Source organism: Microvirga sesbaniae, assembly GCF_025460805.1.
GTDB lineage: Bacteria > Pseudomonadota > Alphaproteobacteria > Rhizobiales > Beijerinckiaceae > Microvirga > Microvirga sesbaniae.
Genome location: NZ_JAMXFJ010000070.1, coordinates 1 through 11972 on the forward strand (window position 1 = coordinate 1; position 11972 = coordinate 11972).

The following is an 11972-nucleotide window of genomic DNA, read 5'->3' on the forward strand; positions in this document are numbered from 1 at the left end:
ACCCCACCACCTTCCGGGTTGCCAAATCCAGCACCGCGGCGAGATACAGCCAGCCCTCGCCCGTGGGAATGTAGGTGATGTCGGCCAGCCAGACCCGGTTCGGCTCAAAGACAGTGAACTTCTGCAGGAGCAGGTTGGGCGCAATCGGCAGCTGATGACGACTGTCGGTCGTGGTCGGCCGGAAGCGCCGGCGCGCCAGGGCACGAATGCCATGCCGGCGCATCAGCCGCTCGACCCGGCCGCGGCTGACCCGATGGCCCTGAGCTCGCAAGGCGGCATGCATCCTCGGGCTGCCATAGCGACCCTGATGCTGATCATGGAGCCGATGCACCTCTTGCAGCAGGCCGCGGTTGGCGCGGACTCTTTGGCTCTCCGGCCGGGATCTCCATGCGTAATAGCCGCTGGGCGAGACCTGGAGCACGCGGCACATGAGCCGCACCGGATAGGCGCAGGCATGTTGCTCGATGAAACGAAACCTCATTTGGGCATCTCCGCGAAGATGCCGATGGCTTTTTTTAACACATCGCGCTCCATGCGCGTGCGATCGAGCTCACGCCGGAGCCGCGCGATCTCTGCCGCCTGATCGGCCGGAGAGGCCATGGGAGAGGCGCTGGGCGATGGGGTTTTGCTACCAGCCCTGGATCGAGGTGGACCACCATTCACAACCGCCCGCCAGTTGCGCAGCATGGAGGGAGAAATCCCCAGCTCCGTTGCGATCTGCATGAGAGGTCGACCGCTGCTCTCCAAAAGTGCAACAGTCTCTCGTTTGAACTCGGGGTAAAGTCCCGTCTCGTCTTCGTCATCAAACACCTTCCAACTCCCGCAGGAGCTTAGCAGAGGTGTCCACCAACGCGAGGGAGGATCAACCTGCTCGGCAAAATCCTTGGTCGTCCGATGTGCCGTCACCTCCACATGGCGCCAGCCCGCCAGCGGCTCAAAGCACAGGAACAGGTTGGCTGTGCCCTGCCGTTGGTACTCATACTCTACTCGTGCAGAGCGGCCGGGAGCCGCCGGTTGGGGAGCACGCTTGTCAGCGCAATTCTCGGACAGCGTCCGTCGGCTGCTGTGCACCCAGCTGAACAGCAACCGCTGCTCGGCAGAGGACATGGCCGACCGGCTGGCCATGCACCGCCGCGCCCTCTGTCCCTGATTGAGGGGCAGGGGCACCAGATGATCGCCAATGAAATCCGGTTTGAAATTGCCCAACGTTTGCTGGAGGAGACCGAGGTGCCGCTTGGAGAGATCGCGTCGACGCCGGGTTGTTCCGGGGCGAGCGCCTTCACTCGCGCCCTCCGGCGCTAGTCGGGCCAGACGCCGAAGGCATGGCACGATTATTTATCTCCGGCGAGGCCCCTCCAGCCGCTGCTAATGGCCTATGTAAGAAACTTTACGGCATTCGGGCATTTTCCCAGTCGGCCAGGAACCGAGGGAGCCAAATCAAACATCCGAAAAGAATATATCGTTGCGGCATAGTCGGCCTGTTCTTCTCAACCTCGTCCGGAAGTTGGCGGAACTCGCTACCCCAGTGGCGCGCCATGCACTTGCCGATCGTAGTGCCGGCCTTCACGTCAAGGGCCTCAAAAAGCGAAGTGGCCCCATGCCGCCGTCATGCGTGCGCTGCTCGGCTTGCCTGGCGCATCGGCAACAGAACCTCGCTGCGGGCGAGCGCCTAGATCTGAGACTTCTCGTCACCACACGGCAACAGCGCATGATCGGGGGATTGAGCAAGAGCCCAACGATGTCTCGCCCCCCTTTTCAACCGGCGCTTGCCTAACATCTCCCCATTACCCAAGCGCAGATGATGTTCATTCCCCGTAAAGACGTCAACCAGACTCAGCGCCGTAGAAGCTGCATCGTTGTCCGTGCCTCCCAGCTTTGGCGTTCGAGTTCCGGCGTGTCATCGGTGTGAGCAGGATAACCTAGACACAGGTAACCGATTAACGTCCAGTGCGAAGGTACCTCCACAATCGTGGCAACGGTGGCAGGATCCAGGATGGATACCCACCCGACTCCAATCCCTTCGGCTCGCGCCGCCAGCCATAGGGTATGGCTGGCCATCACTACCGAATACTGTAAAGTCTCCGGCATGGTGCGCTGGCCCAGGCCATGACCTCGCAGCGTGGTGCCCTCGGAAAATACGGCCAGATGAACCGGCGCCTCCCGCAACCCGGCCAGCTTGAGTCTGGCATAAGTCTGAGCCCGCTCCACAGGTTCATTCATCAAGGCCTGCGCGTTGCAAACCTCGAAATTCTGGACGATGGCGGCCCGCCGCTGCGGATCCTCAACGAGAACGAAGCGCCAAGGCTGGCTCAGGCCCACCGAAGGTGCGAGATGAGCCAGTTCAAGCAGATACGTGAGCACGTCTGGCGAGACCGGAGTTGACCGGAAGTGACGAACATCCCGGCGCCAGACAAACAGCTCGCGAAGCTGATGGCGGAACTCCTGCGTAAAGTCAGGGGTAAACTGTGAATGTTCGGCTTTCATACAGGCTCTTTGGATTATGGAGTTGCTTCAGTCGTTGAGGCGTTTTTCTGTCTGTCCGGTCAGCCTTTTGTGCGCATCTCGCGGATCGTGAGCAGCCGTTTCACGCGATGGTGAGCGGTCGCGTCGGCCGACGTGGTGATGGAGTCAGGAGTTTTGGCTGCCGTCAAGAGGACGGCTCTGGCGTTCTGCTTTCTCATGCTTTCTCCGGTGAGTTGAAGGCGGTGGGCGTTGTGGACAAGACGATCCAAAATGGCATCTCCAAGAGTGGGATCCCCGAACACTACAGAATGCCTCGATCCTTGATCGGCTCGTTTCTCATGTGACGATCATCGATCCTCGACACGCGCTGAGCGGACAGCACTTCGACCCCGTGCCCATGCACTCCCCGCGCGGAGCCTCGTTTGTCGTCATTGCCCTGCCCGATGGCCGTCGGCGCTCCATTCGCCGCTCCATCACCGATTTGGCTGCGGCCGGCGACGGCGAGCATCCAGGCACGGCGGATGAGACCCTGCGGGTCAGCATTCGCACCCTGCTCCCACTGGCGCAGCATTTGGCCACCATGATCACCGCATCTGAACAGAGGGTGATCCACCATGGCCCAACGCTGTCCCTTGAACCGGAAGCCCGCTTCTCCGACCAGGCTGCACCTGCACCGCTCTCGGCACCACCGATCCGGCCGTGGCCGAACCTCCCGACCGAGACGCAAACGCAGATGGCTCAGCTTCTGGCCGAGCTTGTGCGACGGATGCATCCGCTGCCGCCGATCAGGGAGACGACCGATGCTGAGCGTCACGAACCCTTCTGACGAGCGGCTGACCGCGGCCCGCCGCGCCAAGCTGGCCTATATCTACGTGCGCCAGTCCACGGTGACCCAGATCAAGCATCACCAGGAGAGCACCGAACTGCAGTACCGCCTGGTTGATCGTGCCGCTGATCTGGGCTGGCCCCGCGAGCGTATCCAGGTCATCGACGAGGATCTGGGCAAATCCGGCGCCGGCACGACCGAACGCCAGGGCTTCCAGAAGCTGATCACCGAGATCAGTCTCGGCCATGCCGGCCTGGTCATGAGCCTCGACGCCTCACGGCTGGCGCGCAACAACCGCGACTGGCATCAGCTGCTGGAATTGTGCTCGCTGTTCGGGGTTCTTCTTGCCGATGGCGAGCGTCTGTTCGAGCCCATATCTTGATACCCTGCGACCGTCTTCAGACAGCCCTGCCGACTCGCAGGACGTCACGGCCACAGATCCTGGCCACCCGCTGTACGGACGCCGCTTTGTCTTGGTCTCGGTCCCGCGGTCCCTGTGCATCGGGAGCCATGTGCGTGTCGCCTATGGCGACGCCGTCTTGCGGATTCCTATCGCGGCCACAGACCTGAGCCCACCGTCGGGCCGTCAACCGGTGACCAAACTCACCCGCGAGGCAATCCGCGATCTGATTCGCCTCGTAACCGAGGGTGAATCGCCATGCCCGTCGAGCCCCATCGCGTCTGGCCCAGCCTCTGTGCCGACTGCCGCCGCGGCATCCTCAATGACCTCGTCGCCCTCTTGTCGGAGATGAGCCATGACGTCCGAACTCGTCACCCCGCGGCATCTCAGCCGCAGAGCAGTGATCTACATCCGCCAGTCCAGTCCGCAGCAGGTGCTGACCCATCAGGAAAGTCTGCACTTGCAGTATGCGCTGCGCCAGCGCGCCGGCGCTCTCGGCTGGAGCGACAGCGACATTGACATCATCGACCGGGATCTCGGCCTGAGCGGCGCGTCGGCCGATCACCGCGTCGGCTTCAAGGACCTGATCGCCCGGGTGACCTTGGGCGAAGTCGGCCTCGTGCTCTCCTACAATGTCACCCGGCTGGCCCGCAACTGCTCCGACTGGTATCCGCTGTTGGATCTGTGCGGCTATCGCGGCTGTCTCATCGCCGATCGGGACGGGATCTATGACCCGGGCTCGCCCAATGGGCGCCTGCTGCTGGGCCTCAAGGGAACGATCTCGGAAGTCGAATTACACACGTTGCGCGGCCGTCTCACGGCAGGCCTGTTGAGCAAGGCCCAGCGCGGCGAGTTGGCCTTGCTGCTCCCGACAGGCTTGACGCGCGATGCCAGCGGCACAGTGACCAAGGATCCCGATCTCGAAGTGCAGAGCCGGATTGCTCTGGTGTTCGCCACCTTTCTGGAATGCGGATCCATTACCAAGCTCGTGCGGGTCTTTCAGGCCCGGGGGCTCAGCCTGCACGGCGAACCGTTCCGGATGAGGTGAGCTGGCGCGTGCCGACCGCCAACGCCCTGTATGCGATCTTTACCAATCCGGCTTACGCAGGGGCTTTCGTCTATGGGCGCACGCGCACCAGCAGACCTCCGGGCGGGCGCTGTCAGACGACGGCGGTGCCGATGGCCGAGTGGACAATCGTGGTGAAGGATCGCTATCCGGCCTACATTGACTTGCACGGGTTCGAGCGGATCCAGGCCATGCTGCACGACAACTATGCCGAATACACCCGCAAGGCGACCCGCGGCGCCCCGCGCAACGGGCCGGCTCTCCTGCAAGGGATGGTATGGTGCGGGGCGTGTGGTCATAAGCTCCGGGTCCAGTACAAGGGCGGCACCCGCTACATCTGCAACGCCCTGCACCGCAGCCAGAATGCCCCGGTCTGCCAGCACCTGCCGGCGGATCCGATCGATGCGCGGGTGGTCGCCGCGTTCTTCGAGGCGGTGGCGCCGGCCGAGTTGGAGGCCTGGGAGCAGACGGAGACGGCCCGGCAGCAGGCGACGGCGGCCCTTGACCGGGCCGAGGCCCAGCAGGTTGAGCGGCTGCGCTATCAGGCTGCTCTGGCCCAGCGCCAGTTCAATCGGGTCGATACCAATCACCGCCTGATCGCCGCTGAGCTGGAGCGGCGCTGGGAACTGGCCTTGCGCGATCTGCGGCAAGCCGAAGACGCCCTGTCCCGACGCCGGCATGCGGTGGTTGAGCCGTCCGCTTTGACCTCCGAGGAGCGAGCGGCGTTCCTGGCGCTTGCCCCACACATGCCGGATCACTGGCAGCAGCCGGGTGTGACCTGGACCCACCGGAAGGCGCTGTTGCGCTGCCTGATCGACAAGGTGGTGCTGTGCCGTCAACGGCGCGACCGTGTCGCCGTTCGGATTGTCTGGCGCGGCGGCGAGACGACGGAATTGGCCATCGACATTGCCGTCCACGCGGTCTCATCGCCGAGCCGCGGCGCCGAGATGGAGGCCAGGATCGTCGCCCTGAGCCGCGCTGGCATGGACGATGACGCCATCGCGGCCCTGTTGGTAACGGAGGGGTTCGGTCCGCTCGATGCGCGCCGCTGGCGGCGCATGCCGTCAAGGTGATCCGCTTGCGCCATCGAGTTCTGCGCGCGCCGTGGCTGTCGTGCCCGCGCACGGTTCCAGGCTGCTGGACGGTGGCGCAACTCGCGCGTGAACTCGCTGTCTCGCCGCACTGGATCCACCGCCGCATCCACAATGGAACCATTGTCGTGGCGCGCCATCCGGACACCGGCCGGTGGCTCTTCCCTAAGACGGACGCCACGCTGTGAACCGCGCCGGGATTCCCGGAGGCTCCAACTCCTGACAGGATGGAGCCATGACAAAGCGAACACCCCCCTATTCACCAGAGGTCCGCGAGCGGGCGGTCCGGATGGTTTTCGAGCACCGCGACGAGTACGCCTCCCAGTATGAGGCGATCCTGTCGATTGCGGCCAAGATCGGCTGCTCGCGTGAGACGCTGCGCCACTGGGTGCGCCAGGCCGAGCGCGACCAGGGCCTTCGCCCGGGCCGACGAGCCAGGAGCAGGAGAAGATCAAGGCGCTCGAGCGTGAGGTGCGCGAACTGCGCCAGGCTAACGAGATCCTGCGCAAGGCCAGCGCGTCTTGTGCCCAGGCGGAGCTCGACCGCCGCTTCAAGCCATGACGGCGTTCATCGACGAGCATCGTGAGGACTATGGGGTCGAGCCGATCTGCCGTGTGCTGCCGATCGCCCCGTCGACCTACTACGAGCACGCTGCCCGCAAGGCCGATCCTGAGCGCCGACCGGCCCGAGAGCGCCGGGACGCCGCACTCAGCCAGGAGATCCGTCAGGTCTTTGCAGCAAACTTCGGGGTCTATGGGGTGCGCAAGGTCTGGCGCCAGATGCAGCGCGAGGGGATTGCGGTTGCGCGCTGCACGGTCGCCCAGCTGATGCGGCAGATGGGCCTCAAAGGCGTGGTGCGCGGCAAAAGCATCAGAACCACCGTCAGTGATGCCGCAGCCCCATGCCCGCGTGACCGGGTCAACCGGCAGTTCACGGCACCGCGGCCGAACGCCTTGTGGGTGAGCGATTTCACCTATGGGGCGACCTGGTCGGGCTTCGTCTATGTGGCCTTCGTGATCGACGCCTTCGCTCGCAAGATCGTGGGCTGGCGCGTGTCACGCTCGGCCCGGGCCGAGTTCGTGCTTGATGCTCTCGAGCAGGCTCTCCACGAGCGGCAGCCTCTGCGGCGAACCAGCCTCATTCATCATTCGGACAGGGGTGTCCAGATCCACGGTCCGAGTGGCGGCCCGCCGGCCGACCAGCAGTCCCAAATGCGGGCAGCGCGTGCGCGCCGCGCACAGGGTGTACAACCGGGCCAGGGCAGCGAACGGAACGACGCTGGTACCGTCCTCAAAGAGAACGGGGGCGTGCTCCGCATCGTGATTGCTCGTGCAGGAGGTGAACGATGGACGCTCGAATGGCCTTGCGCTGCAAAATGAAGCGGAGTTTCGGTGCGAGGGTGTTCATAGCCCTCACGATGATGCTTGTCACCATGGAGCCCCTCTTGCTCTCGCGTGATTAGATTCGCACTTCAGGGCACTGCGCCTGCTTTGACTGCTGACGGATGATCTCATAACATCCGCATACAGTCTGTTCGAGGCCGCGCCGGTCAATGACCGTGACGACCCCGCGTCCCTGGCGGATCGCACCAGCGGCCTGGAGGGCGTGCATGGCCGCGCTGATGGTTGAGCGCTGCACACCCATCATGCGCGACAGGTGTTCATGAGTGAGTGGCAAGACGTCCTGGCTCGTGCGATCCTGCATCGTGAGGATCCAACGGCAGCAACGCGCCTCCACACTGTGCAGAGCATTGCAAGCCATGGAGTGCAGCGTCTGCGCCAGCAAGTCCTCCGCAAACCGAAGGACGTGGTCACGGAGCGTCGGGCGCGCCACAAACCCCCGATACAGGACTTCGGTGTCAACGCGCGAGGCCCTGCCGGTGCTCTGCACGACATAGCGCCCTAGCGAACGGCGCGTAATGAGGGCACTGGCGAGGCCAAACATGGCCTCTCCCCCTAGCTTCGCCATCTCGATGGTTTTGCCATCGGCCAGAACAGTCACGAGCGAGACAATCGCCTCGTGAGGAAAGTAGATGAAGGGCATGCGGTCGCCAACATCATAGATCACCGTGCCCCGGTGCAGGTCGACCAGTTGAAGGTGTGGCTCAAGAAAGGCGAAATCGTCCGATAGCAGCGTTGACAGTAGGTGATTGGTCCGATGACTTGAACAACGAGAGGAAAGTGACATGGCAGAATCCTATGACCTTGAGCGTCGGCATCTTGGCAGTCATACGCTGATGCTGATCGGAGATGTCGCTAGGGCGTGATCGGAGGTCGACATGCTCCGACGCAATCGACCCAGCTCATCTGGTCGTGCACAGCGGTTTGGCGAGCTACGCGGTAACCGAAGTTGACCTTCTAGGCTGCGGCCATCGCGCGGGGTGTACCCCATGCTGCAGACACGGCGAGTCGATCCGGTTCCGAAGGAGGTTGCCCAGGAAGCTCACGGTCCCAACATTATCCGTGAGCAGTCTGTCCCTGGTGTCGCACTCGCGAGGCGTGCCCGTCCTCTGCAACCCAAAAGGGGCTCGCCGCGGCGATGCCGAGCGAGCCCAAGGTTGGGAGGGCCGTCTCAGAGGACATCTCCCTGTAAGAGGGAGATAAGGTGACCGAGACGGAGGCCACCTCCTCCGCTGCCAGCGGGGCTGACAGGGAGACCGGTGCAGGCCGCTGGCCTGCGATTCACAAGACTGGAGACAAATTCTGCCCGACATGCTCACGGTCGCACCCCTGCGCTGCCTTGGGGCTCCATGAGTGTTGCCGCAGCGAAGCAATGAGCCCCAGCCACGGGCGCAGCGATCCGCTCGGCCGCGCAGATGAGGTCGGCAGCAGCAGCCAGCACGGGCTTATCGAGGGTGAAGTAGCCGTAGCTGTCGAGAGTTATACCGGTGGCATGGCAGTAAACCTCCAGCCAGTATGGTGGGAACCGAGTCACCGCGTCTTCTACCTGAGTCAGTTCGCTTAGCCCCACCTCGACCAATCCAAACCGCACCAACGTGGCCGTTTTCGCGCCGCTGGCCCGATCCAGCACGGCGGTGAGCTGAACATAGGCGCGAAGAATGCTGAGTTTGAAAGAGCCGGTATCGCAGCCCTTCGTGCGCGGGTGCCCTCGAGAAGACAATCGGAACTGCATCATTGACGTCTCCATCCATCGGCATCGGACAGCCTGCCATCGAGGGCGAACCTGAACCGGGCCCGCGCCTTGGGCTTGATCTCGTATCTCCGTTCCACCCTATCTGGCTGTATGTGACGAAATGCTGCCATGCTACAGGCCTGCTTATGGCAATTGAGAGCAGAGATAGATCGCCGTGAGCGTAGATGAACCGGCAGAGATCAAGAGACATAGATCAAGGACCATACCTGGCCGTCCGTTCATAAGGCGGTTCAACATGACATCTCCTAAAAAGCAGAGGTCAAACGGGCGCTCCCCAGCTGAAATCAGCAGTTCGTCTCTCGAGCGCTCGCATGCGTCTCGTCTTGACGGTTACTTTCGATCACTTGCCCACTCGTACACGCGAAGATTCTGCGTCCGAAGCGCCGCCGCTCAAGAATGATCTATGGGATCGTTGATCTCACACCTGTATCGGAACTGCTGACATCCGACCGCCCGTGCGGAGAGCCAGACCTTCACTCGAGGAGCCTCACCATTCGCATGCCACTTTCTTGGTCTGAGTTGGATCAGGGCAACAGCCGCCCGATCATCACCCCAGCGGACTGTTTGAGCGCGCGCTTGTACACACCTGGCACCGTTGAATAGCGCGTGCCAACTCCCTGATGAGCTAATCTGGCAGAAACGTATGCTGACCCGCCCGACTACTGCGGCATACAGCTAAAACTTAAGAGACGCATATTCGAATTTTTTGCGCCCCCCCGAAGTGAATTTCGGATAGATGCAAATCGATGCGAGGAAGAGAAGCTTCTCAACGCCACGTCTAAATCACCCCCCGATCATGTTGGCCTTCATCGTCAGGTTCGGGCAGGTGAAGCCGGCAGGCACAGCGTCATTTGCTAGAATACTACCTCCCTTCGCTGCCGCCACTACAACCGCAAGTGGTTTTATTGGCGAGAAAGACTGCTGCACCTCCTCTTGCCGCGTCAAGTTCAGCTTCTGCGTGCCTGCCACGACAATCTCGTCTTCGATCAACCACGAGGCCGGCCGGGTTGGTGGCATCGGATCCTGCAGGACTCGCCTCCGCTCAAATTCAAGTTCCTTTTAGCTGCAGCAGCGGTACTGGTAAAATCCATTGTTTGGATAGCACTCATCCATGAATCCAATGCAATTGGACGCGAAGGAGGCCCTCGCCGACGCTTCGAAATCTGCCCTTTGAGCATGTTGCGGCTGCGTGGAAGCGGCGGAGCGGATTCGATTGAACCGAGGGCCGTCCGGCGCGAGCGGTCGAGCTGAACTGAGGGCGTGATCCTTCCTGTCATGCTGATCAAGTACGGCAACCGCAGCCCTAGGCTCCGCGCGGAATCTCCCTTTCAGCTGGTCAGGCTCTCAATCCTAGCCCCATACCTCCCGAATCGTGTAGAGGCCTCTTGCCATAGCCTCTGCCCTATGCAGGCACATTGCTCGTAATCTCCTTTTAGGCTCCAGTTGGAGGGTCCACCTGCGGTTGCATTGGAGGAGCGCCGCCAGCGCTTGATGCATGACGCGATGTTACCTTCACTGGGGCTGGCTCGCCACCTCATTGAGGAGCTTGATGTCGGCCCTCATTGCCACGCCCCGACCCGAGCATGACCGTTCGTCCACGCCGTGCTGTTCGATTGTGACGAACGGTTCGCCTGCAGCAGGCGCTTCTGTGTATAGCGTCTGCGAACCGAGGTCGCTTCGTCACCCGAGATACCGACCGTGGTCTACCTCGGTCGCTGGTGCCGAACGAGAAGCACCGAGGTAGGTCAGATTGTCCGCACAATTTTTCAGTTGGCGAAGTGGAGAGGCTGCCGGGTTTAAGCCCCCGCGAGTTGCGGAAGCTGTCGACTTGCACTTCACAACTCGGACGCCGATTTGTGCATTTTGTGTGAGACTGTGGAGGACGTAAGTCACACACGAAATGCAAATACATGGAGGGTTCCTTGAGACCCGCCGTCAGCCATGCTAAGCATATTCGCGCTAGAGGGAGCTCCAGCTGGCGGAACCCATTCGGTCGACGATTCTAGTTTCGTTACGCGCGGAAAGACGGCGTGGAAATGGTTTGGCAGTCTCATCTGACATAGACATTTCTGCATTGCAGCCTCAGCTATGTCGTAGACCTGTCAGCGTCCGCAAGTTCGATCATGAATGCGAATCGACAAGAGCCTCACCCCAGTATGGCTATTGCGCGAAGAAGGCGCCGCGGATATGCACTGCCCCGTTTCTCTCGGCACTGCTCGACCGAACCGCCCCCCCTCGCCCGCAGGGGCCTTGTTCCAGCAGCACTTAGCCATATGCCACCGCAATAAAGCCCGGCAGTTCAGAGAGCGTCACATTCATGCGGAAGGTGCCCGGTCCTGATTTCCAACGCCAGATGCGGGCGAGAAACTCCGGCGGCAGCATCTTCTCCGGCGCTGACTGGCCGAACAGGAGCTTCAGATGCATGGTGCTGGCCAAAGTCCGCCCCCTTACCACACCTGCCGTGCCACACGTTCTGGACGATCACCTCCCTCACGGACCTCGATCTCCACTCCTCGCTCATGGGCCGTTCTTAGCATAGCCTGGGTGGGTTCGAGATAGTCCACTTGATGCGCAAAGGACAGGCGAGTACGCCTACAATTCCTATTTCGCCTCTGCGGAGCAATTCGATCGTCTCGCCGCATGAGCGGGTCAAATTCTCCTCTTTCTCGTCTCGGCGCCAAGTTTGCGACTAAGTCCTCATGAGGCCACTGGGTATCATGGATCTGACCAGATCGCTCCTCCCTCACCTGCCATGCTGAAAAACCAGAACATTGGTAAGAGCGTCATCCGATTTGCGAAAGTAGCCTGAGGAAAGCTCGTTAGGCGACTCCTACTCTCTCATGCCCCCTAGAGCGCGTTGACATTCATTTGGTCCAGATGAACGCGCTGACGAGGCAAAGGATTGACAGGAACGCCCGTGGGGTCTGTTCGTAGCGGGTAGCGATGCGCCTGAAGTGCTTGATTTTCAAGAAG

11 protein-coding genes, 3 pseudogenes and 1 other annotated feature are annotated in these 11972 nt (G+C 61.8%); of the genes and pseudogenes, 7 read left to right on the forward strand and 7 right to left on the reverse strand.

Annotation, left to right across the window (positions count from 1 at the left end; all coding sequences use genetic code 11):
* Positions 1-803: pseudogene (locus tag OCW50_RS31790) on the reverse strand (IS3 family transposase); the annotation flags it as partial.
* A gap of 367 nt (positions 804-1170) precedes the next feature.
* On the opposite strand from OCW50_RS31790, the gene OCW50_RS33615 reads away from it, so the two are divergent.
* Positions 1171-1302, forward strand: a complete 132-nt coding sequence (locus OCW50_RS33615) for a hypothetical protein (RefSeq protein WP_262266221.1) — start codon at positions 1171-1173, stop codon at positions 1300-1302.
* A 531-nt stretch (positions 1303-1833) separates the two neighbouring features.
* Here the strand turns inward: OCW50_RS33615 and bluB are convergent.
* Together bluB and OCW50_RS31805 are read right to left on the reverse strand one after the other, a co-directional pair.
* Entirely contained in the window at positions 1834-2484 is a 651-nt protein-coding gene (bluB, locus tag OCW50_RS31800) for a 5,6-dimethylbenzimidazole synthase (protein ID WP_210805746.1), read from the reverse strand.
* A 59-nt stretch (positions 2485-2543) separates the two neighbouring features.
* Positions 2544-2765: pseudogene (locus tag OCW50_RS31805) on the reverse strand (ATP-binding protein); the annotation flags it as partial.
* A gap of 38 nt (positions 2766-2803) precedes the next feature.
* Between OCW50_RS31805 and OCW50_RS31810 the strand changes: the two are divergent.
* The 6 genes and pseudogenes from OCW50_RS31810 (at position 2804) to OCW50_RS31835 (ending at position 7225) form a co-directional block, all read left to right on the forward strand.
* The gene (locus OCW50_RS31810; RefSeq protein ID WP_262300273.1) at positions 2804-3289 is read left to right on the forward strand and encodes a hypothetical protein; all 486 of its coding nucleotides are present in this window, start codon (positions 2804-2806) and stop codon (positions 3287-3289) included.
* Positions 3264-3671 carry a recombinase family protein gene (locus tag OCW50_RS31815; RefSeq protein WP_210805750.1) on the forward strand — a complete coding sequence of 136 codons (408 nt, stop codon included), beginning with the start codon at positions 3264-3266 and terminating at the stop codon, positions 3669-3671. The genes OCW50_RS31810 and OCW50_RS31815 overlap by 26 nt, the downstream gene beginning before the upstream one ends.
* A gap of 373 nt (positions 3672-4044) precedes the next feature.
* Positions 4045-4737, forward strand: coding sequence for a recombinase family protein (locus tag OCW50_RS31820; protein WP_210805752.1), 693 nt, complete (start codon positions 4045-4047; stop codon positions 4735-4737).
* Positions 4738-4745: 8 nt separating this feature from the next.
* The gene (locus OCW50_RS31825) at positions 4746-5828 is read left to right on the forward strand and encodes a recombinase zinc beta ribbon domain-containing protein (protein WP_262273576.1); all 1083 of its coding nucleotides are present in this window, start codon (positions 4746-4748) and stop codon (positions 5826-5828) included.
* Positions 5829-5833: 5 nt separating this feature from the next.
* Positions 5834-6034 (forward strand): helix-turn-helix domain-containing protein, encoded by a 201-nt coding sequence (locus OCW50_RS31830; protein WP_162820871.1) that lies wholly within the window; start codon positions 5834-5836, stop codon positions 6032-6034.
* Between the two features lie 47 nt (positions 6035-6081).
* Positions 6082-7225 (forward strand): annotated as a pseudogene (locus OCW50_RS31835) (IS3 family transposase).
* Positions 6362-6478 (forward strand) — a sequence feature (AL1L pseudoknot). Its footprint overlaps the pseudogene before it by 117 nt.
* A 79-nt stretch (positions 7226-7304) precedes the next feature.
* On the opposite strand, the gene OCW50_RS31840 reads toward OCW50_RS31835, so the two are convergent.
* The 4 genes from OCW50_RS31840 to OCW50_RS31855 form a co-directional block, all read right to left on the reverse strand.
* Positions 7305-8033 carry a Crp/Fnr family transcriptional regulator gene (locus OCW50_RS31840; RefSeq protein ID WP_210805756.1) on the reverse strand — a complete coding sequence of 243 codons (729 nt, stop codon included), beginning with the start codon at positions 8031-8033 and terminating at the stop codon, positions 7305-7307.
* A gap of 528 nt (positions 8034-8561) precedes the next feature.
* Positions 8562-8981, reverse strand: a complete 420-nt coding sequence (locus tag OCW50_RS31845; RefSeq protein WP_210805758.1) for a hypothetical protein — start codon at positions 8979-8981, stop codon at positions 8562-8564.
* Positions 8982-9782: 801 nt separating this feature from the next.
* Entirely contained in the window at positions 9783-9968 is a 186-nt protein-coding gene (locus OCW50_RS31850) for a hypothetical protein (protein WP_210805761.1), read from the reverse strand.
* A 1296-nt stretch (positions 9969-11264) separates the two neighbouring features.
* Positions 11265-11435: a hypothetical protein gene (locus OCW50_RS31855; protein ID WP_162820870.1), complete on the reverse strand. Its 171-nt coding sequence runs from the start codon at positions 11433-11435 to the stop codon at positions 11265-11267.
* Positions 11436-11972 lie beyond the last annotated feature (537 nt).